Genomic DNA, 24,512 nt, shown 5'->3' on the forward strand with positions numbered 1-24,512 from the left:
GGAATTTAGTTTTTGGAATTTGTTGTTTACGCCTGCAACTCATGCAAACGTTTTACATACTTCCCAATCACATCAAATTCTAAATTCACTTTTGTGCCTACTTTAAAACTATTGAAGTTGGTGTGCTCATAAGTATAAGGTATAATCGCAACACTGAATTCGTTCAGCTTTGAATTGACCACAGTCAAACTGGTTCCGTTTACAGTAATTGATCCTTTTTCGATTGTGATGTTGTTTAATGACTTGTCATATTCGAAAGTAAAGTACCAACTTCCATTGGCTTCTTCAATGTTTTTGCAAATAGCCGTTTGATCCACATGACCTTGTACGATATGGCCGTCCAATCGGTCTCCCAGTTTCATGGCGCGTTCTAAATTTACCTTGTCGCCAACATTCCAATCGCCCAAATTGGTTTTTTCGATGGTTTCTTTAATAGCAGTAACGGTGTATTTGTCGTTTTCAATGTTAACCACGGTTAAACAAACGCCATTGTGGGCCACACTTTGGTCAATTTTTAATTCTTCAGTAATTGAAGATTGTACGGTAACGTGAATATTTTCACCTTCTTTTTGAAGTGATTGTATAGTTCCGAGAGTTTCTATGATGCCTGTAAACATTAACTGATTAATTTTAGTAAATTTGCATTCAAAATTAGCAATAAATACATTGAACTGATGACAAAAAGACCAGAAAATATAATTATAGGTATCTCTATTGGTGATTTGAACGGAGTGGGAAGCGAAGTCATCCTGAAGTCGTTTGAGGATACACGTATGCTGGAACTGTGTACGCCGGTGATTTTTGCTAATGTTAAAATTCTTTCTTTTTTAAAAAAGAGTTTGAATCTGAATGTCAACCTTCATGGCATCGATAAAATCGAACAAGCTTTGACTGGAAAAATCAATGTGCTTAATATTTGGCGTGAAGGAGTGAATGTTGAATACGGTAAAGTAGATGAAAATGTCGGGAAGTATGCAGTGAAATCTTTTGTTGAAGCGACTAAAGCTTTAAAAGAAGGAGCAATTGATGCTTTGGTTACTGCGCCTATCAATAAATCGAATATTCAATCGGAAGAATTTTCTTTCCCCGGACATACTGATTATTTGGATCAGGAATTGGAAGGTGATGCGTTAATGTTTATGATTCAAGATAATTTACGTGTTGGATTGCTTACAGATCATGTGCCGCTTAATGAGGTGGCGAAACATTTAACAGAAGAATTGATTCGTAAAAAAATAAAAACCATTCACCAGTCCTTGATTCAGGATTTTGGAATTAACCGTCCTAGAATTGCAGTTTTAGGTTTAAATCCGCATTCAGGTGACAATGGTGTGATTGGAGATGAAGAAGAAAAAGTGTTGAAGCCAGCTATGAAAAAGATTTTTGAGGAAGGTATTTTGGTTTTTGGTCCTTTTTCAGCAGATGGATTCTTCGGAAGTAATCAATACGAAAAGTACGATGCAGTCATTGCAACCTATCATGATCAAGGTTTAATTCCGTTTAAAACCTTGTCTTTTGGAAAAGGAGTAAATTATACCGCAGGATTAAATAAGATAAGAACTTCTCCAGATCATGGAACTGGTTTTGACATTGCCGGAAAAGGAATTGCAGAGCATCAGTCTTTTTTGGAAGCAATTTATGCGGCCATTGATATTTTTAAATCACGAAATGACTATAAAGATATCGTTGCGAATCCTTTAAAAGTGAAAGAAAAGCAGTTATAAACAAAAAAATGTTTATAACCCTTTTGAATTTATAAATTATTTATATCTTTGCACACCCTAATTGAGGGACAAATTGTTGTTAGGATGAAACGCTGTAAAGAAAAATTTCTTTATTTAAAGGGTTAAATCACAAAGCGTTCCATCTGATGCCTATAAAAAATGTAGATTGATCAGATGAAAGTTACAAATGAATATTTAATTCCATATGTGGGATTAAAGCTTGGGAAACATCAGTTTGAATACCAAATTAGTAAGGCGTTCTTTGATCACTTTGAGTACGACGAATTTGATTCGGCCGACATAAAAGTGAATTTGGTTTTAGAAAAGCAAAGTTCGATGCTTGAATTGAATTTCAAGCACAACGGAACCATAAATGTTCCTTGCGATTTGACAAATGAACCGTTTGATTTGCCTATTAAAGGAAAATTGAAATTGGTTGTTAGATTTGGAGAAACGTATAACGATGACAATGAAGAGCTGTTGATTCTTCCTTTTGGAGAACACCAAATTGATGTCATGCAGTACATTTATGAAATGATTGTCTTGTCTATTCCATTAAAAAGGATTCATCCCGGAGTGAAGGATGGAACGTTGAAAACGGACGCGATGGATAAGTTGAATACTATCGAAGTCAAAGACGAAGAAGAAATAAAAGAAGAAGAAATTGACCCGCGTTGGGCAGCATTAAAGAAACTATTAACGGATAAATAATTTTGTAAAATGGCACATCCTAAGAGAAAAACCTCGAAAACAAGAAGAGACAAAAGAAGAACTCACTATAAAGCAACTGTTGCTCAAATCGCAACTTGTCCAGTAACTGGAGAAGCGCATTTATACCACAGAGCTTACTGGCATGAAGGTAAAATGTATTACAGAGGTCAAGTAGTTATTGATAAATCAGTAGCTGTTGCTTAATACGTTTTAGTAAAAAGAAAATCGAACTCTCACTCGAAATGTGAGAGTTTTTTTGTTGGATAGAACCGAAATTATTTTTCAAAGAACTAAATGTCTTTGTTTTAAAGTTTTTTCGTAACTTCAACCTCTTTTTGAAACATTTGTTTTAAGTTGAATTATTTGAACAACATGAATACAATTACTGCCGCAATAACCGCCGTAGGCGCCTATGTTCCTGACTATGTTCTGTCTAATGAAGTTCTTGAGACTATGATAGATACGACAGATGAGTGGATTACCACCAGAACAGGAATCAAAGAACGAAGAATTCTGAAAGAAAAAGGAAAAGGATCTTCTTATCTTGCTATCAAAGCAGCACAAAACTTAATCGAAAAAACGGGTCTGGATCCAAAAACCATTGATTTGGTTATCTTGGCGTCAGCTACTCCGGATATGCCGGTAGCATCTACAGGTGTGTATGTGGCGAGTCAAATTGGTGCAACCAATGCCTATGCCTATGATTTACAAGCTGCCTGTTCGAGCTTCCTTTACGGAATGTCAAATGCCGCAGCCTACATTCAATCAGGTAGATATAAAAAAGTATTGCTAATTGGTGCCGATAAAATGTCATCAATTATTGATTATACAGACAGAGCAACCTGCATTATCTTTGGAGATGGTGCAGGTGCTGTTCTTTTTGAACCTAACTATGAAGGGTTTGGATTACAGGACGAAATTTTAAAAAGCGACGGAATCGGTCGTGATTACCTTAAAATTGATGCAGGTGGTTCTATTATGCCAGCTTCTAAAGATACCGTAGAAAACGGTTTGCATACCGTGTTCCAAGATGGAAAAACAGTATTCAAATACGCTGTTTCCGGTATGGCTGATGTGAGTGAACAAATCATGGAGCGCAACGGTTTAACCGGCGATTCTGTGGATTGGTTGGTAGCACACCAAGCCAACAAGCGCATCATCGATGCTACTGCTCAACGTATGAATTTGGACGAAAACAAAGTCTTGATTAATATTCATCGTTACGGAAACACAACTTCGGGAACTTTACCGTTGTTATTGAGTGATTTCGAAAAACAATTGAAAAAAGGAGATAATCTTATATTTGCATCTTTCGGAGGTGGATTCACTTGGGGATCTATTTATCTGAAATGGGCTTATGATACTAAATAATAAACCAAAAATCGAATATCATGGATATTAGAGAAATTCAGAACTTAATTAAATTTGTAGCAAAATCAGGTGCTACTGAAGTAAAATTAGAGATGGATGATTTCAAAATCACTATCAAAACTACTGACGCTGGAGCAACTGAGCACACTTACATTCAACAAGTGCCTATGCAAGCTGCGATGCCTCAAGTACAAGCAGCTCCTGTAGCTCCTGTAGCGGCTCAACCTACAGCAGCAACTCCTGTAGCTGAAGCTGATGAGAACGCGAAATACATTACTGTGAAATCTCCAATGATCGGTACTTTCTACCGTAAACCATCTCCAGATAAACCTGTATTTGTTGAAGTTGGTTCGTCAATCGGTAAAGGTGATACGCTTTGTGTAATTGAAGCAATGAAATTATTCAACGAAATCGAAAGTGAAGTGTCTGGTAAAATCGTTAAGATCTTAGTAGAAGATGCATCTCCAGTAGAATTCGACCAACCATTATTCTTAGTAGACCCGTCATAATTTAATAAAATTCCAAGTAATTAAAATCCAAATTCCAATTTGGTTGGGATTTTGTTTTTGGGATTTGAAATTTTATTGTAAAGTTATGTTTAAAAAAATATTAATCGCAAACAGGGGAGAAATTGCACTTCGTGTAATTAGAACTTGTAAAGAAATGGGAATTAAAACCGTAGCGGTTTATTCTACAGCCGATGCAGAAAGTTTGCACGTCAAATTTGCTGATGAAGCAGTTTGTATCGGACCTGCACCAAGTAACTTGTCGTACTTGAAAATGTCTAACATTATCGCAGCTGCTGAAATTACTAATGCTGATGCAATTCATCCTGGTTACGGTTTCTTGTCTGAGAATGCTAAATTCTCTAAAATCTGTCAAGAACATGGTATCAAATTTATCGGGGCTTCTCCCGAAATGATTGATAAAATGGGGGATAAAGCAACTGCAAAAGCAACGATGAAAGCTGCTGGCGTTCCTTGTGTTCCTGGATCAGAGGGTATTTTAGCCTCTTTTGAAGAAGCTAAAAAAACAGCCAAAGAAATCGGGTACCCTGTTATGATGAAAGCTACTGCCGGTGGTGGTGGTAAAGGGATGCGCGCAATCTGGAAAGAAGAAGAGCTTGAAAAAGCTTGGGAAAGTGCTCGTATGGAAGCTGCTGCTGCTTTCGGAAATGACGGTATGTACATGGAAAAACTTATCGAAGAACCACGTCATATCGAAATTCAAGTAGTCGGAGATTCATTCGGTAAAGCATGTCACCTTTCGGAAAGAGATTGCTCTGTACAAAGAAGACACCAAAAATTAACTGAAGAAACACCTTCTCCTTTCATGACCGACGATTTACGTCACAGAATGGGTGAGGCTGCAGTTAAAGCGGCTGAGTTTATTAAATATGAAGGTGCGGGTACTGTTGAGTTCTTAGTGGACAAACACAGAAATTTCTACTTCATGGAGATGAATACGCGTATCCAAGTAGAACACCCAATCACTGAACAAGTAATCGACTACGATTTAATTCGTGAGCAAATTTTAGTTGCAGCGGGTGTGCCAATTTCTGGTAAAAACTATTTGCCGCAATTGCACTCTATCGAATGTCGTATCAATGCGGAAGATCCATACAACGATTTCCGTCCTTCTCCAGGTAAAATTACCGTTTTACATGCTCCAGGAGGTCACGGTGTGCGTTTGGATACTCACGTGTATGCAGGTTATACCATTCCACCTAATTATGACTCAATGATTGCGAAGTTGATCACAACTGCGCAAACGAGAGAAGAAGCTATTTCTAAAATGAAACGTGCTTTGGATGAGTTCGTAATCGAAGGTATCAAAACTACAATCCCTTTCCACAGACAATTAATGGACGAGGCTGATTATGTAGCTGGTAACTATACAACAAAATTCATGGAGTCTTTCGTCATGAAAGAACCTAAAAATTAATACCGAAGCCCTGATCAATCAGGGCTTTTTTATTGCCCATCAGTCAAGTTAATCCCCAAATGACTAATCACTCTTTGCTAAGTACTATGGACTAAGTGCTAATTACTAGCCACTAATCACTACTAATGGCACTATAATTGTTCGGTAATCGTCTTGTTAACCACTAAAACCATCAAGATGAATTCAACTACGGAAAGAGGATACGGAGCCCGCATCGGTAACGCTCAAAAACTGGTTCAGGCACTCGAAAGTTTCTCCAATTACCAATCTGTACAACCGGAACTGAGTATCGCCAAATTAAACGAACAAATTGCTGCAATCCACAATCTCAATAACGAAGTGGCGTCCAAAAAACAAGCGTATTCACTGGCTGTCGAGCACCGTCTCCAGATTCTGGAAAAAAGTCCAAACTCAATTAAAAAAGTGTTGTCACCCATTAATGCTAATGTAAAGGCTGTTTATGGAAGAAGTGCCAAAGAAGCATTGCTTGTCGCGGGTATCATCGAAAAAATGAGAGGTGCTAATATAGCGAAGCCAAAAAATCCCGAAGTTGATACTGTAAGTCAATCCTATCAATCTTATCATTCAAAAACGCAATTCTTTGCCGATTTAATAGCGAATATTTCTGACTTCGGTTCCGAATATAGCCTGGCTAATTCTAAACTTAATGTGATTTCTCTTCAAGCTTTATATAATGATGCTGTTGCTGCAAACAATGGTGTGGTTGATTCTCATGTCCAATTTTCTTTAACTAACAGTAGAAGAATTGAGGCTTATTCAAATCTTTCCCATAGCGCCACAAGAATCAAGGAAAGTGTCAAGGCGCAGTATGGTACTCAGTCTGTGGAATACCGTTTAATTAAAAGTTTTTTTATTTAGCAAAACTTGCTGTCACGATTTGTGAATTGTATTTATTGTTAGACTTTATGCAGAGTTTGTTATGTCTTGTGTTAAGTTTGTTAGGCTTTGAGAAAAGCTTGTATTGTCTTCTGTAAAGTTTGTTAGGCTTTATGTAAACTTTGTTAGGCTTTGAATAAAGTTGGTTATGTCTTGTGTAATGTTTGTTAGGCTTTGTGCAGAATTTGTTAAGCCTTGTGCAGAGTTTGTTATGTCTTCTATAAAGTTTGTTAAGCCTCGTGCAGAATTTGTTGAGGCCAATGATTTAATTCCAAAGCATAAAAAAGCCTCTGTTTTACCAGAGGCTTTGTACTTGGGTTAAATATGTATTCCTCCAGAGGCTTCTATTCTTTGTCCATTAACCCATTTCGATTCATCAGAACAAAGGAATGCCACAACACCGCCAATGTCATCAGGCTGACCAACTCTTCCTAGTGGTGTCAAATTGCTGATCATCTGATTTAACTCTTTGTTTTCTCTTACGGCACCTCCACCAAAATCGGTTTCAATCGCGCCGGGTGCTACTGAATTGGAACGTATTTTTCTAGGGCCAAATTCAACGGCTTGGTAACGGGTTAATCCGTCAATTGCGGCTTTCATAATAGCGTAAGCGGCATAACCGTTGTAGCTGAAGCGGGAAAGTCCCGATGAGGTATTCACAATGCTTCCTCCGTCGTTTAATAATGAGGCTAATTTCTGGGTTAAGAAAAAAGGGGCTTTTAAATGAATGGTGCTCATAGCGTCAAATCCTTCTTCTGTTGTTTCAGCGATTGATGCATAATAACCAGAACCGGCATTATTGACCAAAGCGTCAAATTTTTCAGTTCCAAAATCATTGGAAAGGGTGTTTTTTAAACTGCCTGCAAAGGCATCAAATGAAGGGATGTTCGATAAATCAAATTGTAAAAGACTCGCTTTTCTTCCTAAAGAACGTAGTTCTGATACGGTTTTTTCTGCTTCTTCTTTCTGAGATTGATAGGTGATGATTACATCAAATCCTTTATGTGCAAGCTGCAAGGCAGAATTTTTTCCTAAACCACGGCTACCACCTGTAACCAATGCAATTTTATTGATACTGTTTGTCATTTTGATAGGTATTAAATTACAGTACAAAGTTGCATCGATTGTATTGATTCGTTGTTGCTCTAAACAATCTATCTTTTGTAAAAATCAAATAATTACCTTCTGAAAGCTAATGGGGATAATCCGGATTGTTTTTTGAAAAAGTTCGAAAAGTGTGCAACTTCTTCAAAACCCAAACAATTTGAAATCTCCGAAATGTTCCAGCTGGTGTTCTTTAATAATATTTTTGATTCTTGTAGTAGTCGTGAAGTAATGATTTCACTGGTGGTTTTTCCCGTTCTTTCTTTTAGGGTTTTGTTTAAATGATTAACATGTACGTTGAGTGTTTCGGCATAATCTTTCGGATTGCGCAAGAGTAAGGCTTGTGTGTTGGATTCAATCGGGAATTGTCTTTCCAATAATTCCAGAAACAATGAAGTGATTCGTGACGAGGCATTCATGGTATCAATTAACGAATCCATTGGTTTGAGTTTCTGTCCGTTGTGCAATAATTCTATCACATAGTTCCGCAATAAATCGTATTTAAATTGATAATCAGATTGAATCTCATGATGCATTTTCTCAAAAATAGTGGCAATTTCTTCGTATTGTCTTTCATTCAACTGAAAAATGAAATCGGTATTGGGTTGGTATATTGGAAGTTCGTCTAGTAATAAACCAGTTTTGGATTTGGTCATGAACTCTTCAGTGAAAACGCAAAAATGGCCTTTTTGGTTGCTGTCGTACGGAGTGTAACGGTACGGAATCTTAGGAGTAGCGAATAAAATGGCAAACTGATCTATTTCAATAGTCTTGTCAGCGTATTCCACTTTGTTTTTTCCGTTGATCAAACTAATCTTGTAATAGGTTCTTCTATTGTAAGGCATGCTGGGTTTTGCTTTACAAGTATCATACATGTCGCTAATGTTGAAAACATTAAAATGACCTACATCTTTTTTGTCCATTTCTTCTACATATTTGAGGACTTCCGGACAATAGTCTCCAAACATTTCGTCGTAAAATTCTTTTATGGTTGTTGTAGTCATAGGTTGTAAAATTCAAATAGTAAAGATAATAAAAATGTTACCTGCTCGACTAAATTGTGTTGCCTATTGGTATTTAGGATTTAGAATGAATTTTTTTATTTGCGCTTTTTTTGGGTTTGATGTTTGCGTTTTCAGCGCTTTAAAGAGTGTTATTTCTTCTTTTGTTAATATTTTTTTTGAAATCAGCACAATAAAAATTGTAAGAAATTACTAACAAATAATTTTATTTGACAAAGCGATTTGGATACATTTGAACAAATTTAAATATAAAAAACATGAAAAAATTACTAATGATTGCGCTTGTGCTGAATCTGGTTTCCTGTTCTAATGATACAGATGAAACATCTTCAACTCAAGTAGCTGAGACAAAACCAAGTAGCTTCAATCCAAATCCAACTCCGGAAGATTACAGAAAAGCCAACTATCCAAATTTCATGAGCGATCTTTTAACTATGGAGCATGCAATTGAAGGAAAAAGCAATGCTCAAAGAGCGCCATGGGTTAATACCTATGTTCCGGATGCTGCTTTCAGAGCTAAATTAATAAGCTTGGGTGCGGCTACAGATACAAATACTACCGACAATTATGTGATGATTGATCAAGGTAGAGCTGGATTGAATCTGACAGGTGCTGGTATTAGTAATTTAACTGGAGTTAAAGCATTTACTTCGTTGGTGCAATTATCAGTTGGTTACAACAATCTAACGACTTTGGATGTGGCTGGAATGACCACTTTAGGCGTGCTTGAATGCAACAACAATTTGTTAACAACTCTGAATCTTAGTACCAATACTAATTTGTCTCAAATTTGGTGTAATAATAATCAATTGACTAGTCTGACAATTCCATCGGCTGTAAATACGCTTTGGGGTGTTTGGTGTTATGGAAATCAATTGACTACTCTAAATTTGAACGGTAATGTTAAAATCACTGATTTATTCATTCATTCGAATAAATTAACAGCTTTGAACTTTTCTACATTTAGCTTGTTGAAGCAAATTAATTGTTCTACAAACAGATGGACAACACTTAATTTTGACTCAAACCCGAAACTAACGTTTATGTATTGCACTGGTAATACCTTGTTGACTGATATTCGAATCAAAAACGGTTACAACCCTAATATTATAAATCCAAGTTTTATGAATAATACGAAAGCTCCTGCAATTCATGTAGATGATTTATTTTTGCCTAGCGCAAATACAGCTTGGCCTAACAAAGGGACGTCAAGTTATGTTTTGTAAATAAGTGATTTTATAAACAAAAAAACCATTCGTTTACGAATGGTTTTTTTGTTGCTACTTATAGCTTTAATTTAGTCGCGATTGTGAATTATTGTAAACATCATTTTATTTATAAGGTTTCTTTTAACCATTTGAAAAATTCACGTTGCCATACTAAAGCATTTTGAGGTTTCAATACCCAGTGATTTTCTTCCGGGAATAATAAAAATCTACTTTTTATTCCTTTTAACTGAGCGGCTTGGAAAGCTTCCTGACCTTGTCCAATAGGTACACGGTAATCTTTTCCGCCTTGGATAATCATAATCGGTGTATTCCAATTGTTAACCATGTTGATCGGGTTAAACTCATTGTAGGTTTTTTGGGCTGTTTTATTTTCTTTTTCCCAATAAGCACCTCCCGAATCCCAATTAGTAAAGAATACTTCTTCAGTGGTACCGTACATACTTTGTGTGTTGAAGATTCCACAGTGTGAGATAAATGTCTTAAATCTGTTTTTGTGGATACCCGCCAATTGAAATACAGAATAACCACCATAACTAGCACCTACAGCTCCCAAGCGGGTTTTGTCTACATACGATTCTTTGGCAACATCATCAATGGCTGCTAAATAATCATCCATCACCTGTCCGCCCCAGTCTCCTGAAATTTGCTCGTTCCATTGTACACCATGACCAGGCATACCTCTACGGTTTGGCGCTACTACGATGTAGCCTTGCGCAGCGATGGTTTGGAAATTCCAACGGAAAGAGTAGTATTGCGATAAGGCGCTTTGTGGTCCGCCTTGGCAGTATAATAATGCAGGATATTTTTTAGTAGCATCAAAATTTGGCGGTAAAATTACCCATACCAGCATTTTTTTGCCATCGGTAGTGGTTACATATCGTTTTTCCGTTTTGCTTAATGCTAGATTTTTGTAAGTTTCCGTATTGACATTGGTTAGCTGATTCCAGGTTTTCTTTTTTAAATCATAGGAGAAAAGTTCTGAGGCGTGATTCATATCGTTTCGAGCCACAATTACTTTGTCAAGGTTGAAGCCAACAATTTCAGTAACATCAAATGTTCCATTCGTGATTTGCTTTACAGTTATTGCTATTCGGCTCAATCCCGGAAAATTAACCTCAAATAATTGTTTTGTTCCATCAACTGGTGCAATGAAATATACTTTTTTATTGTCAGGACTCCACTTGAAACTTTCTACAGTGCCATCCCATGCTGATGTTAGGTTCATGTCCATTCCTTTAAAACGAACAATGATATCGTTTTTGTCGGCTTCGTAACCGTCACGTTTCATTTGTAACCAAGTCAAATCGCCTTTAGGAGAAAATAAGGGATGTGTATCATATCCTAAATTTCCTTCGGTTAAATTCTTTGTCTCTTTAGTATCGATATTGTATTCGTACAAATCGGTGTTAGTGCTCGTTGCGTAGTCAGTGCCTGCTTTCTTTTTGCAAACATAAATGATGTTTTTGCTGTCAGGTGACCAAATGTAGTCTTCGTCTCCGCCAAATGGTTTTTGAGGTGAATCGAAAGCTTCGTTTGGCATAATGTCAACAGGAGGAGCTAATCGTACATTGGGTCCAGGAACGCCACTAAAAAAAACATGATTGTAAGTTCCGTCTCTCCATGTATCCCAATGACGGTAATCCAAACCATCGTAAACTTTTGCGTCCGACTTTGTTAGTTCCGGATATACATCTTTCCCTAGTACAGAATTTACTTTTACTTCTTGATGAGAAAGCAAGTAGAGTCCATCTGGCGAAATGTTTTTATCTTTTAGTAATTCCTTAGTATCTGTAACTTCAGTGGCTTTTCCTCCTGTTAAAGGAATGGTGTAGAATTTAGAATTGGATTTATTGTCTTCAACCGAAGGGGTGGCAACTTTGAATACAATGTTTTTTCCGTCTTTAGAAATTCCAAGTGCAGTTAAACGGCCCAATTTCCAAAGCAATTCGGGGGACATAACTTCTTGTGCATTTGCTGATAATCCCATGATTCCAAGAGTTAAAATAAGCAGTTTTTTCATTTTTAATTTTTTTGAAAGTGTCGCTAAATTACTGAAATTTTATGACTGATGAATTATGACTATAAAAAAACGCCTTCGGTTAAGAAGGCGTCTTTAAGTTTGGTTTGGTTTTATAATTTAGTTTTTGATAAAACGTTTGGTAGTTGAATTTCCGTTATCAGAAATTTCCATAATGTAATTTCCATTTGTCAAACGAGAAACGTCAATTGTTCCATTGTTGATTTTACCATCTAAAATAGTTTGTCCCATTATGTTATAAACTCTAAATGAAGCGTTTTCAGAAACTGAAGTTACATTTAAAATTGACGAAGTTGGGTTTGGATATAGTTTGATGTCATTAACCACAATGCTTTCGAAAGAATCTTCTTCTCTTGCTGCAGCAGTAATATTGATAGTGTAATCTTCTACTTGGCCATAAGAGAAAGCCTCACAAGAAGTTGGTACACCATTGTATTTCATTGAAACTCTCATTCTTGTAGCACCTAAAGTAGCTGTCGCTGGAATCGTGAAAGTACCTGAAACTGGAGTTGTTGTTGAAGCTGCTCTTGTCCAAACTGTTTCACCAGCATCTGTAAATACACCGTTTTGGTTGTAATCGATGAAAACGGCATACCCTTCAGCATAAGTTGAACCAGTCCATGTTGGAGTGATTGTGATAGTTTGTGAAGCACTTCTTGCTGCATTAGTAGAGATAGAAGTGAAGTTTTCATAACCAGCTGTTCCTGTAGATGCATTGTTGATAGATCCGATAGCAACTCTTCCGATTCTCTCGTCATTAGTATTGTTACCTTGAGAAGTACAGTACGTCAATGTTACAGATGAAGTAGTTACATTAACCGTGTTGCTTGCCGCAGAAACGTTACCAGCAGCATCTTTCGCTCTCACTGAGAAAGTATATGCAGTTGCAGCGGTTAATCCTGTTACTGTATAAGAAGTTGTAGTTACAGAAGCTTTTAACGTTGCTCCTTGGTATACATCATATCCGGTAACACCAACATTGTCGGTTGAAGCCGTCCATGATAAGTTAGTGGATGAAGATGTAGTTCCAGAAGCGGTTAAGCTAGTTGGAGCTGTTGGAGCTGTTGTATCTGAAGTTCCAGCAGTGATGTTAATCGTGTAGTCTTCCACTTGACCGTATGAGAAAGCCTCACATGACGTTGGTACCGCATTGTATTTCATAGAAACTCTCATTCTTGTAGCACCTAAACTAGCAGAAGCAGGAATTGTAAATGAACCTGATACCGGAGTCGTTGTTGAAGCCGCTCTTGTCCAAACTGTTTCGCCAGCATCTGTAAATACTCCATTTTTATTGTAATCGATGAATACAGCATAGCCTTCAGCGTAAGTAGATGAAGTCCATGAAGGAGTAATTGTGATAGTTTGTGATGAATTTTGAGCTGCAGAAGTTGATAATGAAGTGAAATTCTCATAACCAGCAGTTCCAGTTGAAGGATTGTTGATCGAACCGATTGCAACTCTTCCTATTTTTTCATCTGCTGTGCTGTTTCCTTGTGATGCACAATACGTTATTGTTACCGTAGAAGTAGTTACGTTAACCGAGTTGCTCGCTGTAGAAACGTTTCCTGCAGCATCTTTAGCTTTTACAGAGAAAGTATAAGCTGTTGAAGCTGTTAATCCTGTTACATTGTAAGTAGTCGAAGCTGTTGTACCGATTACAGTAGCACCTTGGTATACATCATATCCTGTAACACCAACATTGTCTGTTGAAGCAGTCCATGATAGATTAGTTGATGAAGAAGTGGTTCCAGAAGCAGTTAAATTTGTTGGAGCTGTTGGAGCAGTCGTATCCACAACAGGTGCTAATGTTGTAACATTAACTGTATTGCTTGCCGTTGAAACATTTCCAGCAGCATCTTTTGCTCTTACAGAGAAAGTGTATGCAGTTGAAGCAGTTAATCCTGTTACATTGTAAGTGGTCGAAGCTGTTGTTCCGATTACAGTAGCGCCTTGGTATACATCATATCCTGTCACACCTACGTTGTCAGTAGAAGCAGTCCATGATAAGTTGGTAGTAGTTTGTGTAGTCCCAGAAGCAGCTAAGCTTGTTGGAGCTGATGGAGCTGTATTGTCAATTGTTCCTGCAGTAATTGTAAAGTTAGTGTTTGAAACATCAAAGAAAATATGATTGGTTCCTTTTACCATTAATCGTGCAGAAGTAGTTGCTGTATTAGGAATAGTTACTGCTTGCGTTCCGTCGTTTGGAGTTGCAGCTAAAACTGTTGACCAAGTATTTCCACCATCAGTAGAGATTAAAATATCCACGTTAGCACAGTTAACACCGTTTGCAGTAGTACCAGCTACATTCCAAGTAACAGTTTGTGATGATCCACCTGCATAAGAAACTGCAGTATTTGGTGCTGTTACAGCGAATGGTCCTGCAGTCGCATTTACAGTTACCACCATATCGTCAGAATTGTTGGCAGAACCACCTGCTCTATTATCACGAACGGTTAATCTGAAGTTCATTGTTCTGGCAACAGAAGGTACTGCTTCTACAGTGATTTCCGCTCCAGCAGTCGTTGTTGCACCTGTTAAAACAGAAGCCATTCTAGGGAAATATCTCACAGAAGAAGTGCTAGAAGGATACGATCTGAAAGTAGGTCCTGAAGTTTTTGTTGCGCTTGCAGCAGAACTTGCTCCTGTTTGTGAACTAGATGCGTTATCAAATTGTTCCCAGTTGTAGGTTAAAGCATCGCCGTTAGCATCCGTTCCTGTACCAGTTAACATGAAAGGAGTGCTTTTTGGAATCGTATAATCAACACCAGCATTTGCAGTTGGAACTGCGTTTCCTGTTGCTGTATTGGTTTGACATGTTTTAGTCTTGATGTTATTCGTAACTTGTTGGATACTGAATGCATGGAAATATGCATCCGAATGCGGTTGTACGTCTTGAGATGTAATACCGGCATACCCCATGATTGATGAACCTGAACCGGGTTCCATGTTAGCGCCCGTTCCTTCGTTACCGTGAGAGAAAGTATGGTTGGCGCCAAATTGGTGACCTAATTCGTGAGCAACATAATCGATGTCAAAATTATCTCCGGAAGGAATACCATCACTAGGTGAAGTATATCCAGACCCTTTTTGACCATTAACGCAGACACATCCAATACATCCCGCATTTCCACCACCACCTGAAGCACCAAATAAGTGACCAACGTCATAATTAGCTTCTCCAATTACAGAAGTTAGGGTATTTTGTAATTCTGAGTTCCATGCCCCTCCAGCTCCTGAAGATGCCGCTGAGTAAGGGTCAGTTGAAGCGTTAGTATAAATTACTGCATCATTGTTTGCGACTAAAACCATTCTTACAGAAAAATCTTTTTCGAAAACACCGTTAACACGAGTCATAGTGTTGTTGATGGCAGCTAAAGCCTGTGCTTTAGTACCTCCGAAGTAAGCGGTATATTCGCCGGTTACCGACATGGCTAAACGGAATGTTCTTAAAGTCGAATCGTCTGCATTTGGGCGTAAGTTAGCGCCGCCATTCGTTACACGAGGCTCGATTCGGTCAATTACTTTACACTCAAAAGGTGAAAGATCTGCTTTTTTGTCTGCTTTTTTGTAAACGGTATAAGTTCTTAAGTCGGCAGAAAGTGGTTCGATAAATGATGCTGATTTGTCAGCATTAATTGTCATCGATTTAAAACCTAATGGTGACATGCTGAAATAGGCAGTCGAAGTTGGGTTGTCGATACCAATTCCAATATAGGATTTGATTTCTGGATATTTTGCTGCTAATGCAGGATCCATAATAGAATTTTCATAGATACTGAAACGCTCCAATTGTCCTTCAGCATTAGGAAGTGCGATGATATTTGTAGCTTTAGTTGTGCTTGATCTGCGAGGTGATTTTGCTAAAGCAGTTTGTAGAGAAGTTACATCCAATTCAAAGAGATTCTTCTCCGGAAGTTGCATTCTTTTTTCAAGTTGAACTTTGCCAGAACTTGTGGTTTTTCTCCAAAGGGAGCCATCCTGTGCGAAAGCAAAACTTGTAACCGCTAATAACATAACGGAAAGTAGTTTGGTTTTCATAATGTTGGTTTTTTAGTTGATTTTGGATGCGAATATATTTATATTTTTTTAATTATTTAACAATTTTATACCGCAAAAAGTAAAAATATAACAACGAAATGCTTAAAATGGTAGAAATAAAATTATGAAAGCCTTAATATTATTGGGTTTTGCGTGGTTTTAGAAATAAAAAAACCACTTCTTTAGAAGTGGTTGATTATTAGGTTTTTAATCAGAATTACATTGCTTTGACAACAAAGTAATTTTTCTTGCCTCTTTGCAATAAAACAAATTGGTTGTTGATTAAATCGTTAGTTGAAATGGTATATTCTTCGGTAACTTTTTCCTTGTTTACTGAAATTGAATTTTCAGTTAGTGCGCGTCGTGCTTCTCCGTTGGATTTTAAAAATCCGGTTTTGGTATTTAATACATCAACGATATTGATTCCAGCTTTAATTTCTTCTAGTGAAACTTCAGCTTGTGGAACTCCGTCAAAAACTTCAAGGAACGTTTCACTATCTAATCCTTTTAAATCATCAGATGTTGAATTTCCGAATAAAATATTAGAAGCTGCTATAGCTTTGTCTAAAGCATCTTTGCTATGAACGAAAATAGTTACTTCTTCAGCTAATTTACGCTGTAAAACACGTAAGTGTGGTGCTTCAGCGTGTTCTTTAATTAATGTATCGATTGTTTCTTTATTCAAGAAAGTGAAAATCTTAATATATTTTTCCGCATCCACATCCGTAGTATTCAACCAAAATTGATAGAATTTGTAAACGGAAGTTTTGTCAGCAGTCAACCAAACATTTCCTCCTTCCGATTTACCAAATTTAGATCCGTCCGCTTTTGTGATTAATGGACATGTCATAGCAAACGCCTTGTTGTTTCCTTCCGGATTCATACGGCGGACTAATTCTGTTCCAGTTGTAATGTTACCCCATTGGTCACTTCCTCCCATTTGTAATAAACAGTTGTGTGATTTGTGCAAATGGTAGAAATCATATCCTTGAATCAATTGGTAGGTGAATTCAGTAAAAGACATTCCTTCTCCAGTCTCGCCTGATAGACGTTTTTTAACCGAATCTTTGGCCATCATATAGTTAACGGTGATTCGTTTTCCTACGTTACGCGCAAAATCAATGAATGAGAATGTTTTCATCCAATCATAATTGTTGACTAAAACTGGAGCATTGGCTTCATTCGAATTGAAATCAAGGAATTTGGATAAGACGTTTTTAATTCCTTCCACATTTTTAGCCAACGTTTCTTCGTCCAATAAGTTTCTTTCGTCACTTTTTCCTGAAGGATCACCAATCATTCCTGTTGCACCACCTACTAAAGCAATAGGCTTGTGCCCGAATTTATTCAAATGAACCAATAAAATAATTGGAACCAAACTTCCAATATGTAATGAATCCGATGTTGGATCAAATCCGATATATGTTGCAGTGCTTTCTTTTAACAATTGTTCTTCAGTTCCCGGCATCATATCGTGTACCAGTCCACGCCATTGTAATTCAGCAATTAAGTTTTCCATTATTATAAAATTTTCGCAAAGATAATAGATTAGAATTACAAGATAAAAGAGATTTGAAGATATATAAGGCGGTTCTGTTTAAAATGTTTTTGGAATCCATTTGCCTTAATTTCAGTATGTCTTTTTGTCTTTGATTCAAATTTCTATCTTTGGAATATGATTTTAGTCACAGGAGCAACAGGATTAGTAGGTTCGCATTTGCTTTTGCATTTGGCCTCACAAAAGCAACATGTTAAAGCACTCTTTAGAAAAGAAGAATCGAAAAAGCAAGTTTTAAAGGTTTTTGAGTACAATCAAAAAGCTGAATTGTTTGATGAAATTCAATGGATTTCGGCGGATATTCTTGATGTTCCTTCATTGGAATTGGCCTTTGAAGGTGTTGCAATAGTTTATCATTGTGCAGCTTTGATTTCTTTTGATCCAAAGGATGAAGAGAAATTACGAAAAAATAATATCGAAGGGACAGCCAATGTAGTTAATCTGTGTATTGATTTTGGGATTCAAAGATTGTGCTATGTAAGTTCGATTGCTGCTTTGGGCGATTTGAAAGATTTTGAAAAAGTAATTACCGAAGAAACGGAATGGAACCCTGAAACGCAACACAGTGATTATGCGATTTCAAAGTATGGAGCCGAAATGGAGGTTTGGCGAGGTCATCAGGAAGGTTTGGAAGTTGTTGTAGTTAATCCAGGCGTAATTTTAGGGCCGACTTTCTGGATTGAAGGAAGCGGAGAAATTTATCAAAAAGTAAAAAATGGTTTGCCTTTTTATACAAAAGGAGGAACAGGATTTGTTTCGGTAACCGATGTGGTAAAAGCAATGTTTGAATTGATGCAGATTAGAGTTACAGGTGAACGTTTTGTTTTGGTTTCCGAAACCTTAACGTATCAGGAAGTGACAGCTTTAATTGCGAATAAACTACAAGTCAGTCTGCCTAAAATTCATGCTAAACGATGGATGACAAGTATTGCTTGGCGATTGGATTATGTTTTGGGGTTATTTGGCAAGAAGAGAGTATTGTCTAAAGATATGGCAAGAACACTGCACACGGTTGATTTTTATGATAGTTCTAAAGTAAAAACAGCTATCGGGATAGAATTTGAAACCATTTCGGAATATATAAAAAAATAAGATGAACTTACAACCTACGACTTTGGAAACGGAAATGGTTCGCCTAGTTCCTTTACAGTTGACTGATTTTGAGGCTTTGTTTAGTTGTGCTGCCAATCCGGAGGTGTGGGAACAGCATCCGAATAAGGATCGCTACAAGCGAGAAGTTTTTGAGAATTTCTTCCAGGGTGCTATGGAAAGTAATGGCGCTTTTAAGATTGTTGATGTTGTTTCAGAAACGATTTTGGGTAGTACTAGATTTTATGATTATGATTCTGAGATGAATGTTGTTTTGATTGGCTATACTTTTTATGCTAAAGAGTATTGGGGTAAAGGCATTAATCCGATTGTAAAAAAAATAATGTTGGATTATGCTTTTCAGTTTGTAGAAGCAGTACACTTTCACATTGGCGAAAATAATATTCGTTCTCAAATTGCCATACAAAGGATTGGAGCGAAAAAAATAAGTGAAAAATTAATTGAGTATTACGGTGAACCTGAAAAACTCAATTTTATTTATGAAATTAAAAAAGAAGATTGGATTTAATTTGTCGATTTGATTTTTGAAGACTTTGCAATAGAATCTTTTTTCTTTTTTTGCATTGCTTCATTTTCTTTTTTTACAATTTCTTTAGCTGCTTTTTTTTCTTCTTCCAAACGTTCGATTACTTTGCCGAACATACTCATATAGTTTTGTACATCAGCGGAATAATAGCGATTGCTTTTTACAAACTGTAGACTGTCAATTTTGTATTTCTGATAAATGTAGGTTTTAGCATCGACTCCGTTTTTCTTCATTTCTTTAGGGCTGTGACCTTTCAATGCTTGTAATAAAGCCAAATCATATAATATGTTTTCCATGGTTTCCTCTTCAATAAGGTTTTCAGGTTTTTCAACCTCAATACTGTTTGAACAAGATGCCAGCAAGACTATTGTGATGCAAAACAATATTTTTTTCATGATCTATCGATTAAAAGCTAAACGTTTTCCTTTGTTGATTTCTTTGACTTCTTGGTTTTCAAATACCAAAGTTCCGTTGACAAAGGTATGGGTTATTTTTGAACTGAAAGTGGTTCCTTCTAATGGAGACCAACCACAATGGTATAAAATGTTTTCTTTTGCTACTGTCCAAAGTGAATTTGGATCAACGATGGCTAAATCAGCATAAAAGCCTTCTTTAATGAATCCACGGCGGTCTATTTTGAAAATTTTAGCAGGATTATGTGCCATTTTTTCAACGATTTTCTCTACCGAGATTTTACCTTGTTTGTTGGCTTCAAACATCGCAACCACAGCATGTTGTACTAATGGTCCGCCGGAAGGGGCTGATGTGTAAGGGTTGGCTTTTTCTTCTAATGTATGTGGAGCATGGTCAGTAGCAATTACGTCAATTCGGTCATCTAGTAATGCTTTCCATAATCCGTCTTTGTCTTTCTGGGTTTTTACTGCCGGATTCCATTTAATGAGTGAGCCTTTGGTTTTGTAATCTTCATCGGTAAACCAAAGATGATGAACGCAAACTTCTGCTGTAATTTGTTTTTCTTCCAGCGGAATGTTATTCCTGAATAATTCCGTTTCTTTGGCAGTTGAAAGATGAAAAATATGCAAGCGTGCGCCTGTTTTTTTAGCTAATTCGATTGCTTTCGAAGAAGAAAGATAACACGCTTCTTCGCTTCTGATCAAATGATGGAACTCCATCGGGATGTCATCACCGTATTTTTCTTTGTACTCCGCTAAATTATTTTTAATCGTGGTTTCATCTTCACAATGCACCGCGATGAGCATTTTTGTATTGGAGAATATGTTGGTTAGCACTTCTTCTCTGTCAACCAGCATGTTGCCAGTAGAAGAGCCTAAGAAAATTTTAATTCCGGCTACATTTTTCGGATTGGTTTTTAAAACTTCTTCCAAATTATCATTCGTGGCGCCCATCATAAAAGAATAATTGGCATACGATGTCTCAGAAGCAATTTGGTATTTTTGCTCTAAAATTTCTTGGGTAACAGCATTGGGAACTGTATTGGGTTGTTCAATGAAAGAAGTGATACCTCCAGCCACTGCAGCGCGTGATTCGGAAGCGATATTTCCTTTGTGGGTTAGTCCTGGTTCCCGAAAATGGACTTGATCATCAATAGCTCCAGGAATTAGATAATTGCCTTTTGCATCTATGATTTTGCAATTTGCAGGAATGTTGAGGTTCTTGCCTATCTGTTTGATGAATTCATTTTCAATTAAAACTTCGCCTTCGGTTATTTTTCCTTCGTTAACAATTTTTGCGTTTTTAATTAAAATCGAGTTCATAGTTGTGTGTTATAATCGGTTGAATATTTTTCGGATACGTAGCATGATAACGCCCAAAATAGCCTCGCGGATAATGGCGCCGCTCATTTTTGATTCACCTTTAGTTCTGTCGGTAAAAATAATGGGAACTTCAACGATTTTGAAATGATTGACAAAAGTGCGGTACTTCATTTCAATTTGGAAAGCGTAGCCAGTGAATTTTAGTCGGTCCAAATTAATTTTTTCCAAAACCTGTCTTTGGTAGCAAACAAAACCTGCAGTGGCATCCTGAATTTGCATACCGGTAATCATACGTACATATACCGATGCAAAGTAAGACATTAATACCCGGTTTAATGGCCAGTTAACTACATTAACTCCAGTAATGTATCGAGAGCCGATTGACATTCCGGCGTTTTCGATTTTACAGGCATTGTATAATTTCTCTAAATCATTTGGGTTGTGAGAGAAATCAGCATCCATTTCAAAGATATATTCATAGTGATGTTGGATTGCCCATTTGAAACCATGAACGTAGGCAGTGCCTAAACCAGCTTTTCCTTGTCTTTTTTCTAAATGCAGTGCGTCAGGATATTCCTGTTGAAGTTCAACGACCTTGTCAGCAGTGCCATCAGGAGAATTATCGTCTACAATTAAAACGTCAAATTTTTTCGGTAATGAAAAAACGGCACGAATAATAGTTTCAATGTTTTCTATCTCGTTATAAGTAGGTATAATGACAATTCCGTCTTGCATGGTGTTAAAATCTGATGCAAAAATAAACTTTTTAGGTTATGTGTTTCTTAAATAATTTATAATTCAGCATTACGATTAAAAAATTTGTAATTTTGCGCCATGGGAAAATACGAATTGATTCCGCGAATTGTCGAAAACAAAGACTGGATAACAATAGTTTTTATTGTTACTATAGGAATTGTTGTGATAACCAGAGCGGCTTTCGAAAATCGATTCAGTGATTTTGTCAGTCTGCTGGTCAATAATAAATACCTTAAAGTGTATAAAGATACCAGTAACTTGATGAGTTGGTTTACCATTTTGCTGTTTTTTGTGCAGTTGGTTTCTTTCTCTTTTTTTATTTTGTTAGTCTTGAGTTATTTTGGGTATACCACTAAGACCAACTGGATTAGCTTTATTCAAATTTTTACTTTTCTGAGTTTCTTTGTCTTGTCTAAATTTTTGATCGAGAAAATTATAGCCGCTTCTTTTAATATTGAAAGCTTTATTGAGCAGTTCAATTTGTTCAAAGTGAGCTATCGAACCTATGTAGGGTTGTTGTTGTTGCCAATTAACATTTTGCTCTTTTATACTAATTTAATGAATTCTTATGTGATTCTTGGTGTTTTAGTTATATTATTGATAACTAACTCGGTAACTTACCTCGTTTCGTTAAGAAATTATCAAAATTTGCTTTTGAGTAAGTTGTTTTATTTTATTTTATATATTTGCGCTCTTGAAATTGCTCCCTATTACTTTATGTATTATGCAATTACAAACCGATAACAGATTTAGGCATGTCTAATATGAAAGTGAAAACGATTTTAGTATCGCAACCTGAACCCAAAGTTGATAACTCGCCTTATTTTGATTTACAAAATAAGCACAAAATAAAAGTTGACTTTAGACCTTTTATACACGTAGAAGGAGTTCCGGCCAAAGAGGTTCGCGCTCAGAAAATTGATTTGAACAACTTTACTGCGATTATTTTAACGAGTAAAAATTCCGTTGACCATTTTTTCAGAGTGGCAGAGGAAATGCGTTACAAAGTTCCTGAAGATTTACGCTATTTTTGTCAGAGTGAAGCGATTGCTTATTACCTGCAAAAATATGTAGTGTACAGAAAACGTAAGATATATGTTGGGCAAAAAGATTTTGCTGATATGTCTGCGCTTTTCAAAAAGTACAAAGAGGAAAAATTCTTGTTGCCTGCATCTGATCAATTGAATGCAGATATTCCGCAAACATTAAATAATTTGAAACTGGATTGGACTCCGGGAACTTTTTACAAAACTGTAATGAGTGATTTGTCTGATTTGAAAGATGTGTACTATGATGTATTGGCATTTTTTAGTCCGACAGGAATTAAATCATTGTTTAAAAATTTCCCTGACTTTCAACAAAACAATACTCGTATAGCGGTATTTGGAAGTACAACACAAAAAGAAGCATTAGAGCATGGTTTACGAGTGGATATAATGGCACCAACGCCTGAAGCTCCATCCATGACGATGGCTCTAGAAAAATATGTTGCCGAAGTAAATAAAGGTAAATAAAGAAAGTCCCGATTATATCGGGATTTTTTTATGCTTTTTCTTTATTTTTACGCATCAAATAAAAATACAATGTCTGCTAACGGAACAATTACCACAACCATCGATAAAGCTATAGCTACAATAACTTTTGCTCATCCGGCAAGTAATTCATTTCCCAGTTCGCAATTGAAAGAATTGACGGAGCAGTTGGATGTTTTAAGTGAAAATGATGCTATTTCTGTTATTGTCCTTCAAAGTGCTGGAGAAGGGGCTTTTTGTGCAGGAGCTTCTTTTGACGAATTGCTTTCTATTCGTAATTTAGAAGATGGGACAGTCTTTTTTAGTGGTTTTGCCAATGTGATTAACGCGATGCGCCGATGTAAAAAAATAATCGTGGGAAGAATTCAAGGGAAAGCTGTAGGAGGAGGAGTGGGTTTGGCTTCTGCTTGTGATTATACTTTTGCAGTCGATAATGCAGCTGTAAAACTTTCAGAAATTGCTATCGGAATCGGTCCGTTCGTAATTGAACCAGCAGTTTCTAGGAAGATTGGTAAAACAGCAATGTCGCAAATGACGTTACAGCCTTCGGAATGGAAAAGTGCACAGTGGGCCTATCAAAATGGGTTATATTCCGAATTGTTTTCTACGGTTGTTGAGATGGATGAAGCTTTGCATGCTTATGTTCTCAAATTAAGTTCCTATAATCCAGAAGCTTTGTTGGAAATGAAAAAAGTCTTGTGGGAAGGAACCGAAAATTGGGGAACGCTTTTGTATGAAAGAGCGGCAATTTCAGGTAAATTGGTGTTAAGTGACTTTACAGTAAATGCATTAAATCAATTCAAGAAACAATAATTAAAAGTCGGGTTTGCGACGAGAATTCTTGATTTCGGCATTCGTTTTCTTTTCTTTCAGTCTTTTTTCTTTGACTGATTTTGGAATTTTAGTTTCTTTTCTGGTTTTGGGTTTCAGTAATGTTTTCTCTAGTAGTTCAAAAAGTTTTTTTGTGACTATTTCTTTATTTTTTAGCTGACTTCGGTCTTCTTCACAAGTTAACAGCAGTATGTTTTCCTGGTTTAACTTTTTGCTTAATTTGTTAAGTAGCCATTCTTTTTCTTCGTCAGTTAACCCTTTGGAATTGAGTAATTCGAAGAACAGAATGACTTTGCTTGAAACTTTGTTGACATTTTGACCACCTGCTCCACTGCTTCTAACAGCTTTGTATTGTAGTTCTGAAAGGATTGTCTCTTTTTCCACG

Annotated in this window: 23 protein-coding genes; 13 read left to right on the forward strand and 10 right to left on the reverse strand. The window is 36.7% G+C overall.

What is annotated here, in order from left to right:
* Positions 1-26: 26 nt before the first annotated feature.
* A complete protein-coding gene (locus tag ACS8MM_RS14430; RefSeq protein ID WP_379718162.1) occupies positions 27-617 on the reverse strand; it encodes a riboflavin synthase in 591 nt (196 codons plus the stop codon).
* Between the two features lie 57 nt (positions 618-674).
* Here ACS8MM_RS14430 and pdxA point away from each other — a divergent pair, with 57 nt between their 5' ends.
* The 7 genes from pdxA to ACS8MM_RS14465 all read left to right on the forward strand — a co-directional run bounded on the left by pdxA (position 675) and on the right by ACS8MM_RS14465 (position 6,629).
* Positions 675-1,724: a 4-hydroxythreonine-4-phosphate dehydrogenase PdxA gene (gene pdxA / locus ACS8MM_RS14435; protein ID WP_379718164.1), complete on the forward strand. Its 1,050-nt coding sequence runs from the start codon at positions 675-677 to the stop codon at positions 1,722-1,724.
* Between the two features lie 174 nt (positions 1,725-1,898).
* Positions 1,899-2,435, forward strand: a complete 537-nt coding sequence (locus tag ACS8MM_RS14440) for a YceD family protein (RefSeq protein WP_379718166.1) — start codon at positions 1,899-1,901, stop codon at positions 2,433-2,435.
* Between the two features lie 9 nt (positions 2,436-2,444).
* Positions 2,445-2,639 (forward strand): 50S ribosomal protein L32, encoded by a 195-nt coding sequence (gene rpmF, locus ACS8MM_RS14445; RefSeq protein ID WP_073308476.1) that lies wholly within the window; start codon positions 2,445-2,447, stop codon positions 2,637-2,639.
* Between the two features lie 168 nt (positions 2,640-2,807).
* A complete protein-coding gene (locus tag ACS8MM_RS14450; RefSeq protein WP_379718169.1) occupies positions 2,808-3,806 on the forward strand; it encodes a beta-ketoacyl-ACP synthase III in 999 nt (332 codons plus the stop codon).
* Between the two features lie 20 nt (positions 3,807-3,826).
* Positions 3,827-4,315 carry an acetyl-CoA carboxylase biotin carboxyl carrier protein gene (gene accB, locus ACS8MM_RS14455; RefSeq protein ID WP_379718171.1) on the forward strand — a complete coding sequence of 163 codons (489 nt, stop codon included), beginning with the start codon at positions 3,827-3,829 and terminating at the stop codon, positions 4,313-4,315.
* 85 nt (positions 4,316-4,400) lie between these two features.
* Positions 4,401-5,750 (forward strand): acetyl-CoA carboxylase biotin carboxylase subunit, encoded by a 1,350-nt coding sequence (gene accC / locus ACS8MM_RS14460; protein WP_379718173.1) that lies wholly within the window; start codon positions 4,401-4,403, stop codon positions 5,748-5,750.
* Between the two features lie 177 nt (positions 5,751-5,927).
* Positions 5,928-6,629, forward strand: coding sequence for a hypothetical protein (locus tag ACS8MM_RS14465; RefSeq protein ID WP_379718175.1), 702 nt, complete (start codon positions 5,928-5,930; stop codon positions 6,627-6,629).
* Between the two features lie 336 nt (positions 6,630-6,965).
* Here ACS8MM_RS14465 and ACS8MM_RS14470 read toward each other — a convergent pair whose 3' ends face one another.
* Together ACS8MM_RS14470 and ACS8MM_RS14475 are read right to left on the reverse strand one after the other, a co-directional pair.
* Positions 6,966-7,733 carry an SDR family NAD(P)-dependent oxidoreductase gene (locus ACS8MM_RS14470; RefSeq protein WP_379718177.1) on the reverse strand — a complete coding sequence of 256 codons (768 nt, stop codon included), beginning with the start codon at positions 7,731-7,733 and terminating at the stop codon, positions 6,966-6,968.
* A 92-nt stretch (positions 7,734-7,825) separates the two neighbouring features.
* Positions 7,826-8,755: a helix-turn-helix domain-containing protein gene (locus tag ACS8MM_RS14475; protein ID WP_379718179.1), complete on the reverse strand. Its 930-nt coding sequence runs from the start codon at positions 8,753-8,755 to the stop codon at positions 7,826-7,828.
* A gap of 275 nt (positions 8,756-9,030) precedes the next feature.
* Here ACS8MM_RS14475 and ACS8MM_RS14480 point away from each other — a divergent pair, with 275 nt between their 5' ends.
* Entirely contained in the window at positions 9,031-9,999 is a 969-nt protein-coding gene (locus ACS8MM_RS14480) for a hypothetical protein (protein WP_379718181.1), read from the forward strand.
* A gap of 109 nt (positions 10,000-10,108) precedes the next feature.
* Here the strand turns inward: ACS8MM_RS14480 and ACS8MM_RS14485 are convergent, their stop codons facing one another.
* The 3 genes from ACS8MM_RS14485 to tyrS form a co-directional block, all read right to left on the reverse strand.
* On the reverse strand, positions 10,109-12,022 hold the full coding sequence (locus tag ACS8MM_RS14485) for a S9 family peptidase (RefSeq protein ID WP_379718183.1): 1,914 nt from the start codon (positions 12,020-12,022) through the stop codon (positions 10,109-10,111).
* A gap of 117 nt (positions 12,023-12,139) precedes the next feature.
* Entirely contained in the window at positions 12,140-16,078 is a 3,939-nt protein-coding gene (locus ACS8MM_RS14490; RefSeq protein WP_379718185.1) for a reprolysin-like metallopeptidase, read from the reverse strand.
* Positions 16,079-16,295: 217 nt separating this feature from the next.
* Positions 16,296-17,597 carry a tyrosine--tRNA ligase gene (gene tyrS, locus ACS8MM_RS14495; protein WP_379718187.1) on the reverse strand — a complete coding sequence of 434 codons (1,302 nt, stop codon included), beginning with the start codon at positions 17,595-17,597 and terminating at the stop codon, positions 16,296-16,298.
* Positions 17,598-17,753: 156 nt separating this feature from the next.
* On the opposite strand from tyrS, the gene ACS8MM_RS14500 reads away from it, so the two are divergent.
* Together ACS8MM_RS14500 and ACS8MM_RS14505 are read left to right on the forward strand one after the other, a co-directional pair.
* On the forward strand, positions 17,754-18,728 hold the full coding sequence (locus tag ACS8MM_RS14500; RefSeq protein ID WP_379718189.1) for an NAD-dependent epimerase/dehydratase family protein: 975 nt from the start codon (positions 17,754-17,756) through the stop codon (positions 18,726-18,728).
* 1 nt (position 18,729) lies between these two features.
* Positions 18,730-19,254, forward strand: a complete 525-nt coding sequence (locus tag ACS8MM_RS14505) for a GNAT family N-acetyltransferase (protein WP_379718191.1) — start codon at positions 18,730-18,732, stop codon at positions 19,252-19,254.
* On the opposite strand, the gene ACS8MM_RS14510 is transcribed toward ACS8MM_RS14505, so the two are convergent.
* The 3 genes from ACS8MM_RS14510 to ACS8MM_RS14520 are packed head-to-tail and all read right to left on the reverse strand — an operon-like array spanning position 19,251 to position 21,743.
* Positions 19,251-19,667, reverse strand: coding sequence for a DUF4296 domain-containing protein (locus ACS8MM_RS14510; RefSeq protein ID WP_379718193.1), 417 nt, complete (start codon positions 19,665-19,667; stop codon positions 19,251-19,253). The two genes, ACS8MM_RS14505 and ACS8MM_RS14510, sit on opposite strands and share 4 nt — an antisense overlap.
* 3 nt (positions 19,668-19,670) lie before the next feature.
* Entirely contained in the window at positions 19,671-21,008 is a 1,338-nt protein-coding gene (locus tag ACS8MM_RS14515; RefSeq protein WP_379718195.1) for a dihydroorotase, read from the reverse strand.
* Between the two features lie 9 nt (positions 21,009-21,017).
* Entirely contained in the window at positions 21,018-21,743 is a 726-nt protein-coding gene (locus tag ACS8MM_RS14520) for a polyprenol monophosphomannose synthase (RefSeq protein ID WP_379718197.1), read from the reverse strand.
* Positions 21,744-21,842: 99 nt separating this feature from the next.
* Here ACS8MM_RS14520 and ACS8MM_RS14525 point away from each other — a divergent pair, with 99 nt between their 5' ends.
* From ACS8MM_RS14525 to ACS8MM_RS14535, 3 genes are all read left to right on the forward strand, one after another.
* Entirely contained in the window at positions 21,843-22,508 is a 666-nt protein-coding gene (locus ACS8MM_RS14525) for a DUF4271 domain-containing protein (RefSeq protein ID WP_379718199.1), read from the forward strand.
* Positions 22,509-22,528: 20 nt separating this feature from the next.
* Complete coding sequence (locus tag ACS8MM_RS14530; RefSeq protein WP_379719033.1) at positions 22,529-23,278, forward strand: uroporphyrinogen-III synthase; 750 nt, start codon at positions 22,529-22,531, stop codon at positions 23,276-23,278.
* A gap of 69 nt (positions 23,279-23,347) precedes the next feature.
* Positions 23,348-24,109: an enoyl-CoA hydratase/isomerase family protein gene (locus tag ACS8MM_RS14535; RefSeq protein ID WP_379718201.1), complete on the forward strand. Its 762-nt coding sequence runs from the start codon at positions 23,348-23,350 to the stop codon at positions 24,107-24,109.
* Here the strand turns inward: ACS8MM_RS14535 and arfB are convergent, their stop codons facing one another.
* The gene (gene arfB, locus ACS8MM_RS14540; RefSeq protein ID WP_379718203.1) at positions 24,110-24,511 is read right to left on the reverse strand and encodes an alternative ribosome rescue aminoacyl-tRNA hydrolase ArfB; all 402 of its coding nucleotides are present in this window, start codon (positions 24,509-24,511) and stop codon (positions 24,110-24,112) included.
* Position 24,512: the final 1 nt, after the last annotated feature.

Source organism: Flavobacterium sp. MAHUQ-57 (assembly GCF_051908335.1).
Classification (GTDB): Bacteria; Bacteroidota; Bacteroidia; order Flavobacteriales; family Flavobacteriaceae; genus Flavobacterium.

Coding starts and splice junctions, on each gene's coding strand:
- ACS8MM_RS14500 (WP_379718189.1), top strand. CDS start 17,754: ATGATTTTAGTCACAGGAGCAACAGGATTAGTAGGTTCGCATTTGCTT.
- ACS8MM_RS14440 (WP_379718166.1), top strand. CDS start 1,899: ATGAAAGTTACAAATGAATATTTAATTCCATATGTGGGATTAAAGCTT.
- pdxA (WP_379718164.1), top strand. CDS start 675: ATGACAAAAAGACCAGAAAATATAATTATAGGTATCTCTATTGGTGAT.
- ACS8MM_RS14450 (WP_379718169.1), top strand. CDS start 2,808: ATGAATACAATTACTGCCGCAATAACCGCCGTAGGCGCCTATGTTCCT.
- ACS8MM_RS14530 (WP_379719033.1), top strand. CDS start 22,529: ATGAAAGTGAAAACGATTTTAGTATCGCAACCTGAACCCAAAGTTGAT.
- ACS8MM_RS14475 (WP_379718179.1), bottom strand. CDS start 8,755: ATGACTACAACAACCATAAAAGAATTTTACGACGAAATGTTTGGAGAC.
- ACS8MM_RS14535 (WP_379718201.1), top strand. CDS start 23,348: ATGTCTGCTAACGGAACAATTACCACAACCATCGATAAAGCTATAGCT.
- ACS8MM_RS14525 (WP_379718199.1), top strand. CDS start 21,843: ATGGGAAAATACGAATTGATTCCGCGAATTGTCGAAAACAAAGACTGG.
- ACS8MM_RS14520 (WP_379718197.1), bottom strand. CDS start 21,743: ATGCAAGACGGAATTGTCATTATACCTACTTATAACGAGATAGAAAAC.
- ACS8MM_RS14470 (WP_379718177.1), bottom strand. CDS start 7,733: ATGACAAACAGTATCAATAAAATTGCATTGGTTACAGGTGGTAGCCGT.
- rpmF (WP_073308476.1), top strand. CDS start 2,445: ATGGCACATCCTAAGAGAAAAACCTCGAAAACAAGAAGAGACAAAAGA.
- ACS8MM_RS14430 (WP_379718162.1), bottom strand. CDS start 617: ATGTTTACAGGCATCATAGAAACTCTCGGAACTATACAATCACTTCAA.
- ACS8MM_RS14490 (WP_379718185.1), bottom strand. CDS start 16,078: ATGAAAACCAAACTACTTTCCGTTATGTTATTAGCGGTTACAAGTTTT.
- accB (WP_379718171.1), top strand. CDS start 3,827: ATGGATATTAGAGAAATTCAGAACTTAATTAAATTTGTAGCAAAATCA.
- ACS8MM_RS14505 (WP_379718191.1), top strand. CDS start 18,730: ATGAACTTACAACCTACGACTTTGGAAACGGAAATGGTTCGCCTAGTT.
- ACS8MM_RS14510 (WP_379718193.1), bottom strand. CDS start 19,667: ATGAAAAAAATATTGTTTTGCATCACAATAGTCTTGCTGGCATCTTGT.
- ACS8MM_RS14480 (WP_379718181.1), top strand. CDS start 9,031: ATGAAAAAATTACTAATGATTGCGCTTGTGCTGAATCTGGTTTCCTGT.
- tyrS (WP_379718187.1), bottom strand. CDS start 17,597: ATGGAAAACTTAATTGCTGAATTACAATGGCGTGGACTGGTACACGAT.
- accC (WP_379718173.1), top strand. CDS start 4,401: ATGTTTAAAAAAATATTAATCGCAAACAGGGGAGAAATTGCACTTCGT.
- ACS8MM_RS14515 (WP_379718195.1), bottom strand. CDS start 21,008: ATGAACTCGATTTTAATTAAAAACGCAAAAATTGTTAACGAAGGAAAA.
- ACS8MM_RS14485 (WP_379718183.1), bottom strand. CDS start 12,022: ATGAAAAAACTGCTTATTTTAACTCTTGGAATCATGGGATTATCAGCA.
- ACS8MM_RS14465 (WP_379718175.1), top strand. CDS start 5,928: ATGAATTCAACTACGGAAAGAGGATACGGAGCCCGCATCGGTAACGCT.